Source organism: Falsiroseomonas oryziterrae (assembly GCF_021864505.1).
GTDB lineage: Bacteria > Pseudomonadota > Alphaproteobacteria > Acetobacterales > Acetobacteraceae > Falsiroseomonas > Falsiroseomonas oryziterrae.
Window position 1 is genome coordinate 1 of the sequence record NZ_JAKJIB010000034.1, and the last position, 20,521, is coordinate 20,521.

25 protein-coding genes and 1 tRNA gene are annotated in these 20,521 nt (G+C 70.0%); 15 read left to right on the forward strand and 11 right to left on the reverse strand.

Annotated features, from left to right (window positions below; genetic code table 11):
- Nucleotides 1–230: DUF1194 domain-containing protein (locus L2I40_RS05125; RefSeq protein ID WP_237213798.1), on the reverse strand; the 230-nt coding region annotated here is incomplete at its 3' end.
- Nucleotides 231–295: 65 nt separating this feature from the next.
- Here L2I40_RS05125 and L2I40_RS05130 point away from each other — a divergent pair.
- The 3 genes from L2I40_RS05130 (at nucleotide 296) to L2I40_RS05140 (ending at nucleotide 2,694) form a co-directional block, all read left to right on the forward strand.
- On the forward strand, nucleotides 296–1,270 hold the full coding sequence (locus tag L2I40_RS05130; RefSeq protein WP_237213799.1) for a Bug family tripartite tricarboxylate transporter substrate binding protein: 975 nt from the start codon (nucleotides 296–298) through the stop codon (nucleotides 1,268–1,270).
- A gap of 137 nt (nucleotides 1,271–1,407) precedes the next feature.
- Nucleotides 1,408–2,058 (forward strand): exopolysaccharide biosynthesis protein, encoded by a 651-nt coding sequence (locus L2I40_RS05135; protein WP_237213800.1) that lies wholly within the window; start codon nucleotides 1,408–1,410, stop codon nucleotides 2,056–2,058.
- Nucleotides 2,059–2,073: 15 nt separating this feature from the next.
- Nucleotides 2,074–2,694 carry an exopolysaccharide biosynthesis protein gene (locus L2I40_RS05140; RefSeq protein WP_237213801.1) on the forward strand — a complete coding sequence of 207 codons (621 nt, stop codon included), beginning with the start codon at nucleotides 2,074–2,076 and terminating at the stop codon, nucleotides 2,692–2,694.
- Nucleotides 2,695–2,773: 79 nt separating this feature from the next.
- On the opposite strand, the gene L2I40_RS05145 is transcribed toward L2I40_RS05140, so the two are convergent.
- Nucleotides 2,774–2,849 (reverse strand) — tRNA-Ala (locus tag L2I40_RS05145).
- Between the two features lie 125 nt (nucleotides 2,850–2,974).
- On the opposite strand from L2I40_RS05145, the gene L2I40_RS05150 reads away from it, so the two are divergent.
- The 3 genes from L2I40_RS05150 to L2I40_RS05160 are packed head-to-tail and all read left to right on the forward strand — an operon-like array spanning nucleotide 2,975 to nucleotide 5,415.
- A complete protein-coding gene (locus L2I40_RS05150) occupies nucleotides 2,975–3,712 on the forward strand; it encodes a CoA transferase subunit A (RefSeq protein WP_237213802.1) in 738 nt (245 codons plus the stop codon).
- Nucleotides 3,713–3,725: 13 nt separating this feature from the next.
- Nucleotides 3,726–4,373, forward strand: coding sequence for a CoA transferase subunit B (locus L2I40_RS05155; RefSeq protein ID WP_237213803.1), 648 nt, complete (start codon nucleotides 3,726–3,728; stop codon nucleotides 4,371–4,373).
- A gap of 25 nt (nucleotides 4,374–4,398) precedes the next feature.
- A complete protein-coding gene (locus L2I40_RS05160; RefSeq protein WP_237213804.1) occupies nucleotides 4,399–5,415 on the forward strand; it encodes a glycosyltransferase in 1,017 nt (338 codons plus the stop codon).
- Here L2I40_RS05160 and L2I40_RS05165 read toward each other — a convergent pair.
- The gene (locus tag L2I40_RS05165) at nucleotides 5,363–5,953 is read right to left on the reverse strand and encodes a hypothetical protein (protein ID WP_237213805.1); all 591 of its coding nucleotides are present in this window, start codon (nucleotides 5,951–5,953) and stop codon (nucleotides 5,363–5,365) included. The genes L2I40_RS05160 and L2I40_RS05165 overlap by 53 nt on opposite strands.
- Before the next feature lie 62 nt (nucleotides 5,954–6,015).
- The gene (locus L2I40_RS05170; RefSeq protein WP_272910938.1) at nucleotides 6,016–6,654 is read right to left on the reverse strand and encodes a class I SAM-dependent methyltransferase; all 639 of its coding nucleotides are present in this window, start codon (nucleotides 6,652–6,654) and stop codon (nucleotides 6,016–6,018) included.
- Nucleotides 6,655–6,913: 259 nt separating this feature from the next.
- Between L2I40_RS05170 and L2I40_RS05175 the strand changes: the two genes are divergently transcribed.
- Nucleotides 6,914–8,347: a hypothetical protein gene (locus L2I40_RS05175; RefSeq protein ID WP_237213807.1), complete on the forward strand. Its 1,434-nt coding sequence runs from the start codon at nucleotides 6,914–6,916 to the stop codon at nucleotides 8,345–8,347.
- An 89-nt stretch (nucleotides 8,348–8,436) separates the two neighbouring features.
- Complete coding sequence (locus tag L2I40_RS05180) at nucleotides 8,437–9,900, forward strand: hypothetical protein (protein ID WP_237213808.1); 1,464 nt, start codon at nucleotides 8,437–8,439, stop codon at nucleotides 9,898–9,900.
- Nucleotides 9,901–9,976: 76 nt separating this feature from the next.
- On the opposite strand, the gene L2I40_RS05185 is transcribed toward L2I40_RS05180, so the two are convergent.
- From L2I40_RS05185 to ftrA, 4 genes are read right to left on the reverse strand one after another with little or no spacing between them, the layout of a single operon-like run.
- A complete protein-coding gene (locus tag L2I40_RS05185) occupies nucleotides 9,977–10,705 on the reverse strand; it encodes an aspartate/glutamate racemase family protein (protein WP_237213809.1) in 729 nt (242 codons plus the stop codon).
- Entirely contained in the window at nucleotides 10,705–11,625 is a 921-nt protein-coding gene (locus tag L2I40_RS05190) for a polysaccharide deacetylase family protein (RefSeq protein WP_237213810.1), read from the reverse strand. The genes L2I40_RS05185 and L2I40_RS05190 overlap by 1 nt, the downstream gene beginning before the upstream one ends.
- Before the next feature lie 36 nt (nucleotides 11,626–11,661).
- A complete protein-coding gene (locus L2I40_RS05195; protein WP_237213811.1) occupies nucleotides 11,662–12,255 on the reverse strand; it encodes a GAF domain-containing protein in 594 nt (197 codons plus the stop codon).
- Nucleotides 12,256–12,269: 14 nt separating this feature from the next.
- On the reverse strand, nucleotides 12,270–13,271 hold the full coding sequence (gene ftrA / locus L2I40_RS05200; protein WP_237213812.1) for a transcriptional regulator FtrA: 1,002 nt from the start codon (nucleotides 13,269–13,271) through the stop codon (nucleotides 12,270–12,272).
- A gap of 90 nt (nucleotides 13,272–13,361) precedes the next feature.
- Between ftrA and L2I40_RS05205 the strand changes: the two genes are divergently transcribed.
- Both L2I40_RS05205 and L2I40_RS05210 read left to right on the forward strand, forming a co-directional pair.
- Nucleotides 13,362–13,787 carry a rhodanese-like domain-containing protein gene (locus L2I40_RS05205; protein WP_237213813.1) on the forward strand — a complete coding sequence of 142 codons (426 nt, stop codon included), beginning with the start codon at nucleotides 13,362–13,364 and terminating at the stop codon, nucleotides 13,785–13,787.
- Between the two features lie 50 nt (nucleotides 13,788–13,837).
- Nucleotides 13,838–14,617: a class I SAM-dependent methyltransferase gene (locus tag L2I40_RS05210; RefSeq protein WP_237213814.1), complete on the forward strand. Its 780-nt coding sequence runs from the start codon at nucleotides 13,838–13,840 to the stop codon at nucleotides 14,615–14,617.
- A gap of 4 nt (nucleotides 14,618–14,621) precedes the next feature.
- Here L2I40_RS05210 and L2I40_RS05215 read toward each other — a convergent pair whose 3' ends face one another.
- From L2I40_RS05215 to hslV, 3 genes are all read right to left on the reverse strand, one after another.
- The gene (locus tag L2I40_RS05215) at nucleotides 14,622–15,371 is read right to left on the reverse strand and encodes an EcsC family protein (protein ID WP_237213815.1); all 750 of its coding nucleotides are present in this window, start codon (nucleotides 15,369–15,371) and stop codon (nucleotides 14,622–14,624) included.
- 138 nt (nucleotides 15,372–15,509) lie between these two features.
- Nucleotides 15,510–16,835 carry an ATP-dependent protease ATPase subunit HslU gene (hslU, locus tag L2I40_RS05220; protein ID WP_237213816.1) on the reverse strand — a complete coding sequence of 442 codons (1,326 nt, stop codon included), beginning with the start codon at nucleotides 16,833–16,835 and terminating at the stop codon, nucleotides 15,510–15,512.
- Nucleotides 16,832–17,392: an ATP-dependent protease subunit HslV gene (gene hslV / locus L2I40_RS05225; protein ID WP_237213817.1), complete on the reverse strand. Its 561-nt coding sequence runs from the start codon at nucleotides 17,390–17,392 to the stop codon at nucleotides 16,832–16,834. The genes hslU and hslV overlap by 4 nt, the downstream gene beginning before the upstream one ends.
- 87 nt (nucleotides 17,393–17,479) lie before the next feature.
- Between hslV and hisB the strand changes: the two genes are divergently transcribed.
- From hisB to hisA, 5 genes are read left to right on the forward strand one after another with little or no spacing between them, the layout of a single operon-like run.
- Nucleotides 17,480–18,100 (forward strand): imidazoleglycerol-phosphate dehydratase HisB, encoded by a 621-nt coding sequence (hisB, locus tag L2I40_RS05230; RefSeq protein WP_272910937.1) that lies wholly within the window; start codon nucleotides 17,480–17,482, stop codon nucleotides 18,098–18,100.
- Nucleotides 18,101–18,502, forward strand: a complete 402-nt coding sequence (locus L2I40_RS05235; RefSeq protein WP_237213818.1) for a DUF2628 domain-containing protein — start codon at nucleotides 18,101–18,103, stop codon at nucleotides 18,500–18,502.
- On the forward strand, nucleotides 18,499–19,149 hold the full coding sequence (hisH, locus tag L2I40_RS05240; RefSeq protein ID WP_237213819.1) for an imidazole glycerol phosphate synthase subunit HisH: 651 nt from the start codon (nucleotides 18,499–18,501) through the stop codon (nucleotides 19,147–19,149). The genes L2I40_RS05235 and hisH overlap by 4 nt, the downstream gene beginning before the upstream one ends.
- Nucleotides 19,146–19,727 (forward strand): GNAT family N-acetyltransferase, encoded by a 582-nt coding sequence (locus L2I40_RS05245; RefSeq protein ID WP_237213820.1) that lies wholly within the window; start codon nucleotides 19,146–19,148, stop codon nucleotides 19,725–19,727. Before hisH ends, L2I40_RS05245 begins: the two co-directional genes overlap by 4 nt.
- 7 nt (nucleotides 19,728–19,734) lie before the next feature.
- Nucleotides 19,735–20,463, forward strand: coding sequence for a 1-(5-phosphoribosyl)-5-[(5-phosphoribosylamino)methylideneamino]imidazole-4-carboxamide isomerase (gene hisA / locus L2I40_RS05250; protein ID WP_237213821.1), 729 nt, complete (start codon nucleotides 19,735–19,737; stop codon nucleotides 20,461–20,463).
- Nucleotides 20,464–20,521: the final 58 nt, after the last annotated feature.

The following is a 20,521-nucleotide window of genomic DNA, read 5'->3' on the forward strand; positions in this document are numbered from 1 at the left end:
GGCGCGTCGTGCAAGCGCGTCCAGCCGACCGCGACGTCCTGCGCGCCGACGCCGGACCACAGCAGCAGGCAGAGCGCGGCGGCCCTCCGGGGGCCGGAGGTCGCGGCGGCCAGCACGGAGGGGTCCCGCAGCGCCGCGGCGGTCCCGCCGGCCATCAGCCCGAACTCCTCGAAGTCCACGCTGGCCGAGACGTCCATGGCGAGGCAGAGGGCGACATCCACCGGATCCATGCCGGCTTTGTTGCAAAGCGCGGCGCGTCCCGCCATGTGGATCGCGCGACACAGAGGGGCGGCACATGATCGGACGGCGCGGCGTGATCGGGACGGCGGCGATGGGGGCGGGGCTGCTTGCCGTGCCGGCCCTGTCCCAGGGTGCGTGGCCGAACCGGCCCGTCCGGGTGATCGTGCCCTTCACGCCGGGCGGGGCGACCGACGGCATGGCCCGCGTGACGGCAGGCAAGCTGCAGGAGAAGCTCGGCCAGCCCTTCGTGGTGGAGAACCGGCCCGGCGCGAACGGCGCGGTGGGCGGGCAGGCGGTCGCGCAGGCGGCGCCGGATGGCTACACGCTCTGCTTCTCGGCCTCGATCCAGATCCTGGCGCGGCTGGTGATGCGCAACCCAGGCTACGACCCGGTGACGGACCTGGCGCCGGTGGCGCGCGTGGGGCAGGGGCCGCTGCTGCTGGTGATGAACCGCGCCCGCCCGCAGCAGACGCTGGCCGACACGCTGGCGGCGGTGCGCGCGAACCCGCGCGACTGGTCCTTCGCCGTGTCCTCGCTGGGCGCGGCGGGCCACCTGGCGACCATCGAGTTCACCCGCCAGGCCGGCGTCGAGCTGACGCATGTGCCCTATCGCGGCACGGCGCCGGCGCTGACCGACGTGGTGGCGGGGAACGTCCAGCTGATGTTCGACCCGATCCTGGCGACCCTGCCGCAGGTGCGGAACGGGAGCGTCCGCGGCTTGGCCATCACGGCGGCCGCCCGGAGCCAGGCCGCCCCGGAGATCCCGACCGCGGCCGAGGCCGGCATGCCGGGCCTCGATATCCAGTCCTGGTGGGCGCTCTGGGGCCCGCGCGCCCTGCCGACCGAGATCACAGCGCGGATCGGCGAGGTGCTGCGCACGGGGATGTTCGAGGCGGATGTCCTGCAGCGGGTCGGCACGCTCGGCATCGAGCCGCTGGCCGAGCTCGGACCGGACTTCGCCGCCTTCATCCGGCGCGACTTCGAGCGGAGCGAGGCACTTCTGCGCCTGGCGAACTTCCAGCCGGAGTAGCCGCGGCGGGGGCAATGATCACGGGCCCGTGATTATGCCTCTGTCGGCGACCGGGGCCGCGTGCTAACGCTCCGGGCGGGAGACAGCCGGGACAGGCTGGACGTCTGGGATAGCGAAGGAAGCAGGCCATAGACGGGATGCGCTACGCCGTGCCGGGCGCGCATGACGACAGTCATGCGGTGCCCGTATCCGAGCTGGTCAGCGGCATCGCCAGCAGCTGGCCGTCGGACCGCGTGACGCTTGGGGCCCTGATCGAGGCGCTGGGCCATCGCGGCTACGGCGTGCTGATCGTCCTCTTCGCGCTGCCGAACCTGCTGCCGATCTACATCCCCGGCCTCAGCCCGATCTTCGGGATTCCCCTGATGATCATCTGCGCGCAGCTTGCCTGGGGCCTTCCGGCTCCGCGGCTGCCGGCCTTCCTGATGCGCCGGTCGATGCGCCGCAACGACCTGCGGCTGATCGCCGAGAAGGCGCTGCCCTGGCTGCAGCGCGTCGAGCGCTATGTGAAGCCGCGCCCGTCCTTCGTCACCAGCCGCCTGGGCGAGAGGCTGATCGGCGCCTATGGCGTTTGGCTGGCCACCATCGTGATCGTCCCGCTGCCCTTCACAAACGGCCCGCCCTCGCTCGCCTGCCTGATCATGGCGATCGGCGTGATGGAGGAGGACACGGTCACCATCATCGCGGGCGCGCTGTTCGGGGTATTCGCGAGCTTCCTCGGCCTGTCTATCATCGGGACCCTATTCTGGGTGCTCGTCGCGGGCTTCAACTGGCTCTTCGGCCTGCCCTGATCCGCGGGGACCGCGATGGACGCCGACGCCCTTCAGCCCGAGGAGAACGCGCCGATCTCGCGCATCGTCGCCGAGGTCGCGGCCGCCTTCCCGGGCGAGCGCATCAGCCTCGGCGAGATGGCGGAAGCGTTCGGGGACCGGGCCTTCGGCATCCTGTCGCTGCTTCTGCTGCTGCCGGGACTGTTGCCGGGCATGGCCAGCGTCTTCGGCACGCCGCTGCTGATCCTCGGCGTCCAGATGGGCCTCGGCTACCGCGTGCCGCGGCTGCCCCGGATCCTGGCGCGGCAGACGATCAAACGGTCCGACCTGCTGCGCCTCGCCTCGGCCTCCTCGAAGGGGCTGAAGCGCGTGGAGCGCTTCGTGCGCCCCCGCCCCGGCTTCTTCACCGGGCCGCTCGGCGAGCGGATCATCGGCTGGTTGACGGCCTACGTCGCGATCATGCTGATCCTGCCGGGGCCGGGCACCAACGGCCCACCGGCCTTCGGCAACATCGTCATGGCGCTCGGGCTGATCGAGCACGACAGCAAGGTGACGCTGCTCGGCGTGGTGCTGACGGTGCTGGGCTGCGTCTTCGCGACCGCCATCCTGCTGGCGCTGGCCTGGCTCGGCTACGAGGCGCTCGGCTACATGCTGTGAGGGGCGCCGCCAGGTGGCGGCGCGTGAGGCCCGGAAAAGCGAACCGCCGGCCTCGTTACCCGAGAGCCGGCGGCCGAACTGGTGGAGCCAAGGGGAGTCGAACCCCTGACCTCTTGAATGCCATTCAAGCGCTCTCCCAACTGAGCTATGGCCCCGCAGTCTTGGGAGGCGCGCCGTATAGCCCCCACCCCAGGGGCGTGCAAGGGGCCCGCCCCCCTTCCATGCTGCGCCGCACGCCAATAGGGTGCGCGCCGAGCCAGCCAGGGAACCGAATGCCGCCATGCGCAAGGTCCACAAGGACGCGAAGGACGCCCTCGCCGGGCTGCTGAAGGACGGCATGACCGTCATGTCCGGCGGCTTCGGCATCTCCGGCATCCCGTCGCTGCTGATCGAGGCGATCCGCGACAGCGGCGTGAAGGGTCTGACGGTGATCTCCAACAACGCCGGCATTGACGGCGTGGGTCTCGGGATGCTGCTCGAGACGCGGCAGATCCGGAAGATGATCAGCAGCTACGTCGGCGAGAACGCGACCTTCGCGAAGCAGTACCTCGCGGGCGAGCTCGAGATCGAGTTCAACCCGCAGGGCACGCTGGCCGAGCGGATCCGCTCTGGCGGAGCGGGCATCCCGGCCTTCTTCACCAAGACCGGCGTCGGCACCGCGGTGGCCGAGGGCAAGGAGACGCGCGACTTCGACGGCGAGGCCTATGTGATGGAGCGCACGCTGTTCGCCGACCTGGCGATCGTGCACGCCTACATGGGCGACCACGAGGGCAACCTCGTCTATCGGAAGACGGCGCGGAACTTCAATCCGATCATGGCGACGGCGGCGAAGGTGACGGTCGCGCAGGTCGAGCACCTGGTGCGGCCGGGCGAGCTGGAGGCCGACCACATCCACACGCCGGGCATCTTCGTGAAGCGCCTGGTCGCCTGCCCGCCCGGCTTCGAGAAGCGCATCGAGCAGCGGACGGTCCGCAAGCATCCGGCGCCGGCCGCCGGCCCCGACCACCTGCCGCGGTAAGGAGACGACGGACATGCCCTGGACCCGCGACGAGATGGCCGCGCGCGCGGCGCGCGAGCTGCAGGACGGCTACTACGTCAACCTCGGCATCGGCATCCCGACGCTGGTGGCGAACCACGTGCCGGACGGCATGACGGTGCAGCTGCAGAGCGAGAACGGGATGCTCGGGCTCGGGCCGTTCCCCTACGAAGGCGAGGAGGATCCCGACCTCATCAACGCCGGCAAGCAGACCATCACGCAGCTGCCGACCTCGTCCTTCTTCGATTCCGCGCAGAGCTTCGGGATGATCCGCGGCGGGCATATCGACCTGTCGATCCTGGGCGCGCTGCAGGTGGCGCAGAACGGCGACCTCGCGAACTGGATGATCCCGGGCAAGATGGTGAAGGGGATGGGCGGCGCGATGGACCTCGTCGCCGGCGTGAAGAAGGTGATCGTGCTGATGGAGCACACCGCCGGCGGCAGCGCGAAGCTGCTGAAGGCGTGCAACCTGCCGCTGACCGGGCGCCGCGTGGTGGACATGGTGATCACCGACCTCGGCGTCTTCGCGATCGACAAGAAGGGCGACGCGCCGATGCGGCTGGTGGAGCTGGCGCGCGGCGTGACCGAGGACGAGGTGCGCGCGAAGACCGAGGCCGACTACAAGGTGGCGGTGGCGGCGTGACGGTCAGCGGATCCGGCCTTCGCTCGTGAGCGTGCCGACTTCCGCTCCGATCATTCTATTGCCGGTCCTGGAGGATCGGCCCAGCCTGATTGCGCTGTTGCGGGAAGTTGGTCGGCTGCCATCCATGGAGGGCGGGCGGATTGTCGTCGTCGAGGATGGATCACTTCTAGACCCCGTTCAAACCTCGGATATCGCCGATGCCGGGCTTACCGGCGAAGTGGTGCGGCTCGCGCGGAATGTGGGGCACCAGCGGGCTATCGCCACGGGCTTGTCATACATCGCGAGAACGCATCCCGAAGCCTCGGTCGTCGTCATGGATGCGGATGGCGAGGACACACCTGACGTGATTCCGGAACTCCTTGCAGCGCTGCACCGGGACGGCAAAGACGCCGTGGTCGCAGAGCGGCGGCGCCGTTCCGAAAGCGTCGGCTTCAAGGCCTTCTATCTGCTCTATCGCTTGTTCTTTCAGGCGGTGACAGGTCACGTCATTCGCTTCGGCAATTTCTCTGCGCTGTCTCCCGTCGCTGTCCGACGCCTCGTTCTGATGCCCGAGCTCTGGCTGCATCTCGCGTCTTGCCTGATCGTGTCGCGGATGCGCATTGCGAGCGTGCCAGCTGATCGTGGTGTACGTTATTTCGGTCGATCTCACATGAGTTTCGTCTCGCTGGCTCTGCACGGCATGAGATCGATGATGGTGTTCGCCGAGGCCATCATGGTGCGTGTGGGGATCCTGTGCGGAGTGCTCGCTGCTGCCGCCGGCAGTCTGCTCGCCATCTCGGCAGGCCTGAAGCTTGCGGACATTGCCACGCCCGGTTGGTACTCCACGGCATCTGGTATCCTGGTTGTCATCGTGCTGCAGGCTGGGATGCTGGCGTTTCTGATGCTGATGGTCATGGGCGCCTCGCTACGTGGGCCGCCGGCGGTCGCCGTTCCGCTCGATCTCTTGATCATGCGTGTCGACCGTGTCGATGCAGACCCCGCCGTCGATCTCACTGGCACCGATGGTCGACCTGCGGCGTTGAGTGCCGGAAAGGGTCGGTGAGGTCGTCGGAAAAGCGCCCCATGATTTCGCGGTGACGCGGGAGGAGCGTGGTTCGGTATCGCCGCGTCCACGTCGCGGTCGTTTCGCCACGGCGTGTCAGGCGGACGCACCCGTCGGAGATCGTGATGGTGCCAGAGTTAAGCTGCTCGGTGAGGCGTACTGCCACGAGTTGGTGCTCTGGAAAGAACTCTCGGACGAGAAGCTCCTCGAAGGCGCCTTCTCTGATGGCGCCGCCGCGTTGCAGCAGTTTCTCAAGAATGTAGATCGACAGGGAACGGTCGATCACCGTGGGGACCATGATTGCGTAGAGAGTTGCAACGAGCGTGGCAATCGCAAGAAAAAGGGCGCTCTCGAGACCGTCCGTTCGGAGACGGCGTCGGAGCCAGAGCAGCCAGGCGGCTGCGGAAAGGACCAGCGCGATTCCGACGTCGAGCAACGCGGCATAGGCCACGACCCGTACAGGGAAGAACCTGAAGTGCACGATGTGCACTGCCATGAAGACCACGAGCAGAAGGCCGACCAGCACTGCGCCGGACACGAGCCGTGCGCCGAGATCCGCCCCTCTGCCTCGCAAGGAGCGAGCGCGCACAACGTTCGATGTCATCCGCGAGTCGAGTCCTTCTGCCATACGCCGAGAATGGATTTCCCCACGCGACGACCCAGCAGCGGGTCCAGCCGCCGCGAGAACGGAACCAAGAGACCATCCCAGAAGCGGATCTGGGCCGGGCTTGGTTCGGACGAGCGCAGCAGTAACCGGTTCCCGATGCTTGCGAGCAACCCGGCGCTGTCGAGGTAATCGAGCTTCAGACAGGTAAGGTGGACCGGCGCGGCTTCGCGCAAGCGCACCCGATCATAGCGTCGGACATGTCCGATCGCCGCATCGAAGGGGCTGAATAACCAGGAATGAGCCGGCGATAAGACGACCAAGCGTCCGCCCGTGGCCAGATGCCTCGCAGCTGTCGCGAGTTGGGCGCGGTCTTCCGCTATGTGTTCAAGAACATCGATGTAGAGGATAGTGTCAAAGAGTTCGTCTTCGCTGAGATCGTCGACTGTGCCGACCCGAAGCTGAAGCGCTGGGGACAGCAATGAAGCCTCGTGCCTTTTGCGAAGCTGCGCAGCAAGGTTCGGATCGGGCTCGAGCGCCAACCAACTCTCGTGCGGTGCGTCGCCTAGCACGTCGAACGTCGCGCCGATGCCTGCGCCCACGTCAAGTATGCGCCGACCCAGCCAAGGCCGCACAAGCGATGACCAGTAGCGCTTCCAATTGCGCGCAGTCGCGAATAGCTCCAGCTCCGATCCAGCATAGCGAAGCTCTGTCAACTCTATCCGTCTCCGATGCTGCTGAGGCAAACAGACCCGAAGGCTAGACCTGAACTGCTGAAGGACCCCGGAGCAGACGTTTCTCCGCTGCCCGGCGCTTCGTCACCTTTCACAAGCAGGCGTCTTGGCATACACCTGGGTCTTGGGCAATGTCTTCAGGCGAAGCAGAGGCATCCATATGGCGCAACTCGCGGGCCTGTCTTTACTCGCATCTGCGTACTGTGGTCTCCTCATGGCTCTGGGCAATCGTCCATTTGAGGATTCCACACCCCTCGGCTTTGTCTTCAATGACATGGCCTTCCGCATGCTCCAGGGTCGTTTCGATATCGATCCAGAAATCATTGCTTTCGAAGGTTTTGTGCGGGACGGGCGCACCTACGCGTATTTCGGCGTTCTACCCGCTCTAATGCGGATGCCGCTCATCCCCTTCGTGGACCTGAGGCAGGTCGATGTGACGCGGATATCCATGTGGGGCGCCTGCGTCGTCGGAGCGCTGGCAAGCGCGTCCGCCGTCGGAACCGCGCTGCGCGCCGCAGCGCCCGGCCCCTTCCGCGACCTGCTCGAGACCCGCCTGAAACTGCTCGCTGTGTTCAGTGGACCGCCCATCCTTCTTGCGTTTCAAAACGGACCCTACGCCGAGGCCATCGCGTGGGCGTGGGCCTTCGCTAGCATATTCGTTGCTCTGGGCCTGCAAGGTCTCACCGCGCAGGGGGGGTTCACTGTCGCAACGCTCTTCGCCATGGCGGCTGCCGCCGGGCTGTGCCTGCTCACCCGAGCCACGACGGCGCTCTCGCTCTACATCAGCCTCGGCTTGCTGCTGGCGTGGTTGCTTTGGGGAGCGCTTCGTTCAGCGCCGTCAATTGGCCGGATCTTCGAAGCACGCTTTCTCGTCCCCTCAGGCACCCTCTTGGTGTTCATCGTCGCTGCGGGATTCGTGAACTGGGCGCGCTGGGGCGATCCCCTCGTCGCGGCAGACATGCGTCTGCAGATTCATATGGTCGAGATATTCCCGGAGCGTCTCGCGCGCCTGGAGGAGTATGGCTTGTTTGACATTAGGCGGCTTGGACATGGGATCTCGTACTACTTCTTTCCTATATGGATCTTGTATGTTGACGGCGATTTTCCGTTTCGGCCTCGCGTCAGTGAATTATTCGACGCGCTCGAGCTTCCGCCCAGCAGCTTTTTCTTCTCAGATCCTCTGAACTTGGCGCTCTCCGGTCTCGGCATTGCAAGCCTCGCGTGCGGCGTGCGTGGTATGCCGCGACTGGGAGCGCTTGCCCTGATGGCCGGACTTTGCGTGGCGCCGGCCATGATGCTCGTCGGCTGGTACATGGCGTTCCGATACCGAGTGGAGTTCGCCCCGCTCTTCACCACACTCGTCTGCATCGGCGCGATCCACTGGACTGCGCGCGCGCGGTCCTGGTCGGAGGCGCAGCGGCGAAGGGCAGCGCGTCTGGTCGTCATGCTGTTCCTGGCGCAAATCGCCGGGGCGCACCTGCAGTCCTTGGCTTCGGCGATTCTTCCGCCAGGCTACGCATTCCATCACATGTCGGGGCCGGTCGGGACCCTGTTCATGGATTGCCTCCGGTCCGATTGCCCAAGGCCAGACTGACGTCGTGCGGGGGTTGGCCGCTGAAGGTCGGCCCGGCAGACGCAAGGATCGATGTGGACATACGCTCGGCACCTGTCTGGAAGGACGACATGACCCGTCAGCGACACGCGTTGGCGCGCGCAGGCTGGCTCTGCCTCTTCCTCGCCCTCGGCGTCCTCTACGGACTCCTGCTTGCGTGGTTGAGCGGCTCGCCCCGTGCCTTGCATGGCCTTGTGTTCAACGACATGGCCGCGAGGCTCATGGCGGGCCGCTTCGACATCGACCCCGCTGTGATCGGGGCAGAGCGATTCGAGCGGGACGGGCGCAGCTTTGCCTATTTCGGCATCCTCCCGGCTGTCTTGCGGATGCCGCTTGTCGGCTGGCTCGGGCTCGGCGGCTTCGACATGACCCGGCAGTTCAAGGCCTTCGCCCTGGCTCTGGGCGCCGCGGCGCAGGCGGCGGCGGTCATCGTCGCCTTCCGTCCCCTGGGCGCGAGTACCGCGGCCGGCCTATTGAAGCCGCCGCTTGTCTCGGCCGCCTTGCTGAGCGGCCCGCCCGTCATGCTGGCCATGAGGCCCAGCATCTTCGACGAGACGGCGGCCTGGGCATGGGCCTTCGCATCGATCTTCGCGGCGCTCGTGCTGCACGGATTGACCCGGTCCGGAGGCTTACGCACCAGCCTCCTCTGCCTGCTGGCGCTCGTGGCCGGCCTGTGCCTGCTGACGCGCCCCACGACGGCACTTGGCCTCTATCTGTCGCTGGCCCTTCTGATGTTGTGGCTCGCCTGCAGCGCACGGAACGGCGTGCGCCCCCGTCCATCCGAGTTGATGCGCCGGCTCCTGTCGTGGCAGTTTCTTCTGCCTGCCGCGGTCGCCTCCGCTTTCGTGCTCGTCGCGGGCGGCATCAACGTCGCGCGCTGGGGAAATCCCTTCACCGTCGCCGATCTGCGCGCACAGGTCGACATGATCGCGATCTTTCCCGACCGGCTCCCCCGGCTCGAGGAATACGGTCTCTTCAACCTGGGGCGCCTGGGCTACGGGCTTATCTACTATTTCTTCCCCGTCTGGGTCCTGCATTGGGGAAGCGGCCTGGTCCTTGGCGAACGCATATTGGTTCTCTTCGATGCGTTCGAGCTTCCGCCGAGCAGCTTCCTCATCTCGGATCCGCTGACCATGGCGCTTGCGGCCCTCGGGGTCGTGGCGTTGGCGCGGAACCGGTTGGCCGGCGTGCCGCGCGGTGGGGCGCTCGCTCTGGTCGGCGGCCTTTGCGTTGCGCCGGCACTCATGCTGACGGCCTGGTACATGGCTTTCCGCTATCGGCTCGAGTTCCAGCCGCTGTTCTTCACGCTCGCCTGCCTCGGCGCGGCGAGTTGGGCAGCGCGCGATCCGGCAGGGGAGGGCTTCGTGCGCTCCTGGCGCGTCAGGTTTGTCGTTGGCCTGTGGGTGCTGCAGATCGCCTCTGCGCATCTGCATGCCCTGGCCTACGTCGTGTCCCCGTTCGGGCCCGGGCATCCGCATCTGTCGGTGAGCACGCCGGCACTCAACGATCGACGCATCGGATTCGCAGGCGGCTGACGGGACGTCGTCCCAATCGAACTCCGGCCACCGCGGCGCGTCAACCGCGCCCGCGTGCGCCCGCCGCGCGCCCGCATCAGCCCCCGTAAAGTCTCGCCAATTCCTCGCCAAACCCGGTCAGGCTGCGTGCGCGAACGCGACGCGGCCGCCCCGGCGGCGCGAGCCCGACCATCGCTTCCGCAAGCCGCACCGCGGCCGTGGTGCCGTCCACCAGCGGCACGGCGACCCTGGGCGCGAGCACCGGCGCCAGGCCGGCGAGGGGGCCGCCGGCCAGGATAAGGACCTCCGCCCCGTCCTGCTCGATCGCCTCCTCGCACAGCGACACGAGCAGTTCCGCCCGCTCCTCCGCGACGCGGCCCGGGTCGCCGGTGAAGGGCGGGCCCATGCGGAAGCCGGTGCAGCGCGCCGTCAGGCCGTGATGCGCAAGGCAGTCCTCGAACATCGGCCGCAGCGCGGTGGTGAACGACACCACGCCGAAGCGCCGGCCCAGCATGCAGGCCGCATGGAAGGCGGCTTCCGAGATGCCGAGCACCGGCACGTCGAGCAGCTCCTTCGCCGCGTCCAGCCCCGGATCGCCGAAGCAGGCGATCACCGCCGCGTCGTACTGGCCGCGCCGTTCGGCGAGCGCGGCCAGCGTCGCCTGTCCCGCGACCAGCCAATCGGCGCGGCTGACGATCAGCGGCAAGCCGAAGGGCGCCGTCACGGCCTCGATCTCGACGCCGGGCGAGGCGGCCGCGCGCGCCGCCGCCTCGATGCGGTCGGTGACGGCGGGCGTCGTGTTGCTGTTGACGACCAGGATGCGCATCAGCGGCGTCCGTCCTGCAGCCAATGCGCGGCGATGTCGCACCGGCGCGCGACCCAGATGCCGGGCGTGCGCGCGACATGCGCCAGCACCGCCTCCAGCCCCGCCATCCGTGCAGGCCGGCCGATGATGCGCAGGTGCAGCCCGATCGAGAGCATGCGCGGCTGGGTCCGGCCCTCCCGCAGAAGCCAGTCGATCGCGCCGATGCAGTAGCGCGCGAAGTCGTCGGCCTGGACGAAGCCGCCGCCGGGCTGGAAGCGCATGTCGTTGGTGTCGAAGGCGTAGGGCAGGATGACATGCGGCCTGCCGTCGGGGCGCGCGACGGTGCGCGGCAGGTCGTCGTCATAGGCGTCGGAATCGTAGAGGAAGCCGCCCTCCTCAATCAGCAGCCGCCGCGTGTTGACCGAGGGGGCGCTGCGTGTATGCCAGCCGACCGGGCGCGCGCCCGTCGCCGCCTCGATCGCGGCGACGGTGCGGGCGATGACCGCGCGTTCGGTGGCCTCGGGCATGCGGGCATGCGTCTCCCAGCGCCAGCCATGCGCGGAGACCTCGTGGCCGCGCGCATGCGGCTCGGCGGCGAGATGCGGCGCGGCGGCGACGGCGCGGCCGCAGGCGGAGAAGGTCGCCTTCACGTCATGCGCGTCGAGCAGGTCGAGGATCCGCCAGAGTCCGACGCGGCTGCCATAAGCGTAGTGCGTCTCCATGCAGGGATCGCGGTGGCCGACCACTTCCTCGCGCGCCTCGTAGACGCTCTCGTTGCGCTCGTCGCCGCTGGACAGCGCGAGTTCCGCGCCTTCCTCCACATTCACCACGAAGGACAGCGCCAGCCGCGCGCCGCCCGGCCAGCGCGGGTCGGGCGGATTGCGCCCGTAGCCCGAGAGGTCCCGGTCCGCCGCGGGCATGCCGCCCGGCACCTGGCTCATCGCGTGTCTCCGCAGGTCATGGCTCGCGGCGCAGGGTCACACGCCTTCGATCGCGACGCGCCAGGCATCCGCCGGATCGGCGTTCGCGGCGAGCCAGTCCGGTCCCCCTTGCGCCACCCAGACAGCCGCGGCGATGCGCGACGCGACGACGAGCGCCGCCAGGTCGCGCTCCCCGTAGGTCCAGCGCGCCTGCGCGGCAACCACGATCTGGCCGAGGAACGCGCCCTTCCACAGCATCGGCGCATAGGCCGAGGAGCCCATGCGCGAGGTCTTCAGGTATTGGCGGAAGCCGGCATCCTCGTCGGTGTTGGTCAGCAGCAGCGGCGCGCCGGAGCGCAACACGCGGCCGGGATGGCCGCCCTCGATCGGGATCATCAGCCGGTGCTGCTCGGGCGGGAAGCCGACATTGCCGACGAGCATGTGCCAGCGCCGGTCGGGCGTGACCATGAAGCAGCCGGAGACGCGGTAGTCGCGCTCGCTCTCCTTCAGCGCACCGGGACGTTGCGCCGCGGCGCGGTCGCCGAGCGTGTCGTGGCAGCCGCGCGCGAGTGCGCGCATTGCCGCCTCCGGCCCATCCGCCGACGATGCCGCGGCGCCGGCCTCTGACAGCATCGCGAGAATCTGGTCCATCCACGCACGCTCCCTTACGCCGCCGGAACGCGCAAGCCGCCTTCGCGCAGGTCGCGCGGTGTCGCGCCGAGCCGCGCGCGGCAGTGCAGGCGCAGCGTCGCCGCGCTGCCGAAGCCGACGGCGGCGGCCACCTCCTCGACCGGCAGCCGCGAGGCCTGCAGCAACTCCTGCGCTCGGCGGAGGCGCTCGGCGATCAGCCAGTCCCCCGGGCTCATCCCGGTCGCTTCGCGGAAGCGGCGATGCAGGCCGCGACGGCTTGTCGCGGCCGCGTGGGCAAGCCGCGCGACATCCCACGGCTCGTCGAGCCTGCGCCGCACCTCGTCCAGCACGGTTGCGAGGCGCGCGCCGCTGCCGCGCTCGGGCGGCACGGGACGCAGCAGGCGCTGCACCTGCGCGCCGGCGCGATGCGCCGGCAGGACGAGGCGATGCGCGACGCTGTTCGCCGCCTCCGGCCCGAAGTCGCGGCGGACCAGGTGCAGCATCAGGTCGAGACCCGCCGCGCTGCCCGCCGCGGTCAGCACGCTGCCCTCGTCCACGTAGAGCACGTCCGGCACCAGGCGGATGCGCGGGTGCCGTGCGGCGAGCGCAGCGTGGTAGCGCCAATGCGTCGTCGCGCGCCGGCCATCAAGCAGCCCCGCCGCCGCGAGCACGAAGGCGCCCGAGCAGAGCGACAGGATCCGCGCCCCGCGCGCATGCGCGATGCGCAACGCGTCGCGGAGCGGCTCCGGCACCGGCGCGTCCACGCCGCGCCAGCCGGGGACGATGATGGTGCCCGCCCGATCCAGCACCTCGAGCCCGCCATCGGCGACGACCGTCAGCCCGCCCGCGGCCCGGATCGGGCCCGGATCGACGGACGCGACGGCATACCGGTACCAGCGCGGGCCCATCTCCGGCCGCTTGAGGCCGAAGACCTCGACCGCACAGCCGAACTCGAAGGTGCAGAGCCCGTCATAGGCGAGCACGGCGACGAGCGGGTTGGCCGGTCCATCTGGCACGATCCTGCGGATTTCGGGCACGGCGGAGCCTCACGCGATGGGTGCTCGGCACGGCATAGCAACATGGCGCCGCGTCGCGCAGACCCATCCACGCCGAGGAACCGCAGGATCGTGCCAAGCCCCGTCACCGAGATCGCCCCCGTCGCGCCGGCCGAGATGGCCGCGCATGCCGCCCGCCGGCTCGCGTTGGAGACCGACTGCGCCGATGTCCATGCGGCGTTGTCCGCCGGCGCCGATTTCGTGCTGCTCGACGTGCGCGGCCGCGCCGCCTTCGCCGCCGGACATGTGCCGGGCGCGGTCAGCCTGCCGCATCGCGACATCACCGAGGCGCGGCTGGCGGCCTGGCCGGCGGAGACGGTCTTCGTCGTCTATTGCGCGGGCCCGCATTGCAACGGCGCCGACCGCGCCGCGCTGCGCCTGGCGATGCTCGGCCGCCGCGTGAAGACGATGCCGGGCGGCATCACCGGCTGGTGCGACGAGGGCCTGCCGCTGGCGACGGGCCGCGCGGGCCCGCCCTCACCCGACACTAATGAATGACTCGCAATCCCTCCGGATATCGCAGCAATCTGGCGCCGGGAGGGCTGGTCATGAACCAGATCCGCTGGGATGACGGCGGCGCCTATGAGCGCTCGATGGGGCGGTGGAGCCGCTTGGTCGGCGACGTCTTCCTGGACTGGCTCGACCCACCCACCGGCCGGCGCTGGGTGGATGTCGGCTGCGGCAACGGCGCCTTCACCGAGCTGGTGATGCAGCGCTGCGCGCCCGCCGAGGTGCAGGCCCTCGATCCCTCCGAGGGGCAGCTCGCTTTCGCACGCACCCGCCCGGGCGCGGCGGGCGCGATGTTCCGGCAGGGCGATGCGCTCGCCTTGCCCTTCGACGAGGACAGCTTCGACATCGCCGTGATGGCGCTGGTGATCTTCTTCGTCCCCGAGCCCGCCCGCGGGGTCGCGGAGATGGCGCGCGTCGCGCGGCCGGGCGGCGAGGTCGTCGCCTATGCCTGGAACTTCACCGCCGGCGGCTTCCCCTACGAGCCGATCCAGGCGGAGCTGCGCGCCATGGGCTTCAAGCCGCCGCTGCCGCCCCATGTCGCGGTCGCGACGCCGGCCGGGCTTTCGAGGCTCTGGACCGATGCCGGGCTGCAGGACGTGACGACGCAGGAGATCACGGTCCACCGCGCCTGGCCGGATTTCGATGCCTTCTGGAACGACACCACCGTCTCCGGCGCGCTGGCGACGCTGATCGGCAGCCTTCCGCCCGAGCAGCTGGCGACGCTGCGGGCGCAGGTCGCGGCGCGGCTGCAGCGGCCGGATGGCCGCATCGCCTATGACTCGCTCGCCACCGCCATCAGGGGTCGCGTGCCGGGCTGAGCCCCTACCCCACGAAGCGCGCGTCGCGCTCGGACTGGATCGCCTCGTAGGCCAGCTTCACTGCGGGCGCGCCATGCGCGCGCTCCAGCCGGCGGACGGTGAAGTGGCCTTCGGCGACGCCGCGGAAATGCTCGAGGAAGGCGAGGTTCACGCCGGCGCCGGCCGCCGCGCCGATCAGCGGCGCCGCCTGCGCCGAGAGCTTGATCGCCACCGGCCCGCCGAAGCGCGCCGCGATCGCGCCGATGAAGCCGGGCAGCAGGATCGCCGACACGCCGCGGCCGGCGGCGGTCTTCAGCGCCTCGGCCAAGGCCAGGCGGACCGCGAAATAGCCGGATTCCGCCGCATCGTCGCGCGCATCGCGCCCGCCGAGGGCGAAGACCTTCAGGCATTCGGCCGCGACCTCGGGCCGCGACAGATCCTCGCCGTTCTCCGCCGCGATGGCGGCGATCTGGCGCAGCAGCAGCGTCGTCGAGACCGGCAGTTCGAGCAGCGTGCCGGGCAGGCCGAAGGCGCCGCCCGCCGCGCCGGAGGCCGCGGCCATGCCGCGATGGAACCAGGCGGAGGGAACGGAAGGCGGCGTGCCGGCCGGGTTGGTGCGGAGCGCGGTTTTCATCGCCGTGGTGATGGCACCGCGCACCGCACCGTCGAGCATGCCCTGCACGGGGCCGGGCAGCCGGTTCTTCAGCGCCTCCACCGGCGTGCCGACCAGCGCGGCGAGGCGCGCGGCGAGCGAGACGTCCTCAAGCTGGCGCACCGCACGAGCGAGCTCCGCACGGGCGCTGGCGGGCAGGGCAGGGGCCGTCGGAGCGCGGCTGGTGGTCACGGACATGGCGGGGGCGATATGGGGACCCGCGACGCCGGCTTCAGTGGCGGTGCGTCGCGCGATCGCGCATCACAGGATGAACCTGCTGAGATCGGCGCTCGCCGCCAGCGGTGCGACGCGGCCGCGGACCATCTCTCCATCCACCGTCACCGTCTCGCCCGACCGGTCGCTCGCGGTGAAGGAGATCTCGTCCAGCAGCCGCTCCATCACCGTCGCCAACCGCCGCGCGCCGATGTTCTCGACCGTTGCGTTGATCTCCGCCGCGAGCTCCGCCAGCGCATCCACCGCATCGTCGGTGACGTCGAGCGTGACGCCTTCGGTGCCCAGCAGCGCGACATACTGCTTGACCAGGCTGTGCTCCGGCTCGGTCAGGATGCGCCTGAAGTCCTCGCGGGTCAGCGCCTTCAGCTCGACGCGGATCGGCAGGCGGCCCTGCAGCTCGGGCAGCAGGTCGGACGGCTTGGCCATGTGGAAGGCGCCGGAGGCGATGAAGAGGATGTGGTCGGTCTTCACCGGCCCGTGCTTGGTCGTGACCGTCGTGCCCTCGATCAGCGGCAGCAGGTCGCGCTGCACGCCCTCGCGCGACACGTCGCCGCCGCGGAAGCCGCCTTCACCGGTGCGCGCGCAGACCTTGTCGATCTCGTCGATGAAGACGATGCCGTTGTTCTCGGCATTCGCGACCGCATCGCGCGTCAGCTGTTCGTTGTCGAGCAGCTTGTCGGCCTCGTCCTTGGCCAGGGCGATCCGCGCCTCCGCCACGGTCATCTTCCGCGGCTTGGTGCGGCCGCCGAACATCTTGCCGAGCATCTCCTGCATGTTCTGCATCTGGATGCCCTGCGCGCCCGGCAGGTCGATCATGCCGAGCGGCATGCCGCCGCCGGCATCGGCGAGCTGCACCTCGACCTCGCGGCTTTCGAGCTGGCCCTCGCGCAGCATGCGGCGGAACTTCATCCGCGTCTCGCCCGACGCGCCCTCGCCGACCAGCGCGCTGACCAGCCGCTCCTCCGCCGCCAGCTCCGCCTTGGCCTGGACGTTCTTGCGCGCCGTGTCGCGCGTCTGCGTGATGGAGGCCTCCACAAGGTCGCGCACGATGCTGTCCACGTCGCGGCCGACATAGCCGACCTCGGTGAACTTCGTCGCCTCGACCTTCAGGAAGGGCGCGTTGGCGAGCTTCGCCAGGCGCCGCGCGATCTCCGTCTTGCCGCAACCGGTCGGGCCGATCATCAGGATGTTCTTCGGCACCACCTCCTCGCGCAGGCCGGGTGCCAGCTGCTGGCGCCGCCAGCGGTTGCGCAGCGCGATCGCGACGGCGCGCTTCGCCTCGCCCTGGCCGACGATGTGGCGGTCGAGCTCGCTGACGATCTCGCGCGGAGAAAGATTCACGGCCTCAGTCACGATTCGAGAACTTCCAGAACGATGTTGCCGTTGGTGTAGACGCAGATCTCGCCGGCGATCTTCATCGCGCGCCGGCAGATCTCCTCGGCGCCGATGCCGTCCACCGTGACGAGGGCGCGCGCCGCGGCCAGGGCATAGTTGCCGCCGGAGCCGATGCCGATCACCGCATCCTCCGGCTCCAGCACGTCGCCCTGGCCGGTCAGCAGCAGGCTGCGCTTGCCGTCCGCGACCGCCAGCAGCGCCTCCAGCCGGCGCAGGTAGCGGTCGGTGCGCCAGTCCTTCGCCAGCTCGACGCAGGCGCGTTCCAGCTGGTCGGGGAAGCGTTCCAGCTTGGCCTCCAGCCGCTCCAGCAGGGTGAAGGCGTCGGCGGTGGCGCCGGCGAAGCCGGCCAGCACCCGGCCATTGGCGATGCGCCGGACCTTGCGGGCATTGCCCTTCACCACCGTCTGGCCGAGCGAGACCTGCCCGTCGCCGGCCATGGCGACCCGGCCGTCCTTGCGGACGCAGAGGATGGTGGTGCCGTGCCAGCCGAGGGGGTCGTGGGGAGAACCTGTCATGAACCCTAGATGGCCGCATCGCCGTCCCGCCGCAACGCCGCCCGCTTCCCCCTCGCCAAGCCGCCCGCGCGCGCGTAAACCGGCCGCATGGACGGCAGCCTCAACCAGGGGGTGATGCGCCGCGCCGAGATCGCGCGCGCCACCTCCGAGACCGACATCCGCGTCACGCTCGACCTCGACGGGTCGGGCCAGGCGGAGGTCGCGACCGGCATCGGCTTCCTCGACCACATGCTGACGGCGCTGGCCCGCCATGCGCTGCTCGACCTCTCGGTCGCGGCGAAGGGCGACCTGCACATCGACGACCACCACACGACCGAGGATGTCGGCATCGTGCTCGGCCAGGCGGTGCGAGCGGCGCTCGGCGACAAGCGCGGCATCCGCCGCTTCGGCCAGTCCCTGCTGCCGATGGACGAGGCGCTGGCCGAGGCCGCGATCGACATCTCCGGCCGGCCATTCCTGGCGTGGTCCGTTCCGTTCCAGCGTCCCAAGATCGGCAGCTTCGACACCGAGCTGGTGGAGGAGTTCTTCCGGGCCTTCGCCTTCAACGCCGGCATCACGCTCCACGTCACCTTGAAGGCCGGCACCAACGCGCACCATGTGGCCGAAGCCTGCTTCAAGGCCGTCGCCCGCGCCCTGCGGATGGCGGTGGAGCAGGATCCGCGCGCCGGGGGCGCGATCCCGTCCACCAAGGGCAGCCTGGAGGGGTAGGTGCGGCTCTATACGGTGCATGGCGAGCCGCCCCGCGAGGCCACCGGCCCCGAAGGGTGGCCGGAAGCGAAGCCGCGCCCGCCCGTGCTGGTGCGCGAGGGCTTTTCCCTGCGGGCCTTCGTGTTCGGCTTCCTCTGGTTCCTGTTCAACCGGTTGTGGTGGGAGGCGCTGGGACTGCTGGCCCTGACGCTCCTGGCCGCCTTCGCGCTCCCCGATCCGTATGCGGGGCTCGCGGTGTTCGGGCTGCATCTGATCGCGGGCTTCGAGGCCCGCGACCGCCTGCGCGCGCGGCTCGCGCGCCGCGGCCTGCCGGTGCTCGGCGTGGTCGCGGCGCCGGACGAGGACATCGCCTGGTTCCGCCTCGGCCAGCAGCGGCCCGACCTCGTGAAGGCGGTTCCGTGAAGGTTGCGGTGATCGATCCCGGCTCGGGCAACCTGGCCTCGGTCCGGCGCGCCTTCGAGCGCGTCGCGCGCGAGGCCAACGCGCCGGCGGACATCGTCGTCACGACGGAAGCCGGCGACCTCCGCGACGCCGACCGCATCGTGCTGCCCGGCCAGGGCGCCTTCGCCGCCTGCCGCCGCGGCCTCGACGCGCTCCCAGGCATGACCGAGGCGCTGCAGGACGAGGTGATGAACCGGGGCAAGCCCTTCCTGGGCATCTGCGTCGGCATGCAGCTCATGGCGGAGCGCGGGCTCGAGCACGGCACGACGCCGGGCCTCGGCTGGATCGCCGGCGAGATCGCGCCGATGGACCCCCGCGATGCCCACGGCGCCGCCCTGCCGCTGCCGCAGATGGGTTGGAACGCGCTGCGCCCAGCGCGCGCGCATCCGCTGCTCGACGGCGTGGCGGAGGGCGACCACGCCTATTTCGTGCATTCCTACGCGCTGGCCGGCGGACGCGCGGAGGAACTGGTCGCCTCGGCCGAGTATGGCGGCGCCGTCGCCGCGGTGGTCGGGCGCGACAACCTCGCCGGCACGCAGTTCCACGCCGAGAAGTCGGGCTCGGTCGGGCTGCGAATCCTGGCCAACTTCCTGGCGTGGCGCCCATGAGCCAGCCACGCGCCGTCGTCGAGAAGCTCGCGGTCGAGATCGCGACCATGCTGAGCGAGCACGACCTCGAGGATCTCTGCGAGGCGACCAACGCCGCCATCATCGAGGGCGGCGGCTTCGGCTGGGTGCAGCAGCAGGACCGCGCTGTGCTCGCGCGGCATTTCCGCGGCGCGCTTCTGGTGCCCGACCGTACGATGTTCCTCGCACGCCTCGACGGCGTGGTGGTCGGCTCCGCGCAGCTCGTCCGGCCGCCGCGCAACAACGAGGCGCAGGCCTTCGCCGCGCAGCTGACCAACGCCTATATCGCGCCCTATGCCCGCGGCTTCGGCCTGGCCCGGAAGCTGGTCGAGCGTGTCGAGGAACATGCGGCCGCGATGGGCTTCCGCGTGCTGAACCTCGATGTGCGCGAGACGCAGGAGACCGCGATCCGGCTCTTCGAGGGGCTGGGCTATGTGCGTTGGGGGACGCATCCGGCCTATGCGCGCGTCGATGGCCGCACCGTCGCCGGCCATTTCTACTACAAGCTGCTCGAGCCCGGTCGCGGCCGCTCGACGGAAAGCCTCATCTCCGGGACCTGATCGCGCGATGGCCTTCGTTCTCTATCCCGCCATCGACCTGAAGGGCGGGCAGGTGGTGCGCCTCAAGCGCGGCGAGATGGACCAGGCGACCGTCTATGCCGAGGACCCGGCGCAGCAGGCCGCGGCCTTCGCCGCCGCCGGCTTCGAATGGGTGCATGTCGTGGACCTCGACGGCGCCTTCGCGGGCCGGCCCGCCAATGCCGCGGCCGTCCGCGCCATCCTCGCCGCCACGCAGCTCCCGGTGCAGCTGGGTGGAGGCATCCGCGACATGGCGACCGCCGAGGCCTGGCTGGCCGCCGGCGTGGCGCGGATCATCCTCGGCTCGGCCGCGGTGAAGGATCCCGGCTTCGCCCGCGCCGCCTGCAAGGCCTTCCCGGGCCAGGTCGCGCTCGGCCTCGACGCACGCGACGGCTTCGTTGCGACGGAGGGCTGGGCCGAGACGTCGGACGTCACCGCACGCGACCTCGCGCTTCGTTTCGCGGATGCAGGGGCGGCGGCCATCATCTTCACCGACATCGCCCGCGACGGCATGCTGACCGGCGTGAACCTGGACCTCACCGCCGACCTCGCCCGCGCCGTGCCGATCCCGGTCATCGCCTCGGGCGGCGTCGCCTCGGTCGCCGATATCCACGCGCTGCGCGCCACCGGCGCGGGCATCGCGGGTGCCATCCTCGGCCGCGCGCTCTACGACGGGCGCGTGGAGCCGGCAGAGGCGCTGGCCGCCGCGCGGGGATGACGCGCACCGCCTTCGTCGTCGCGCTGCTGCTCGCGCTGGCCGGCTGCGCCGGCCCGCT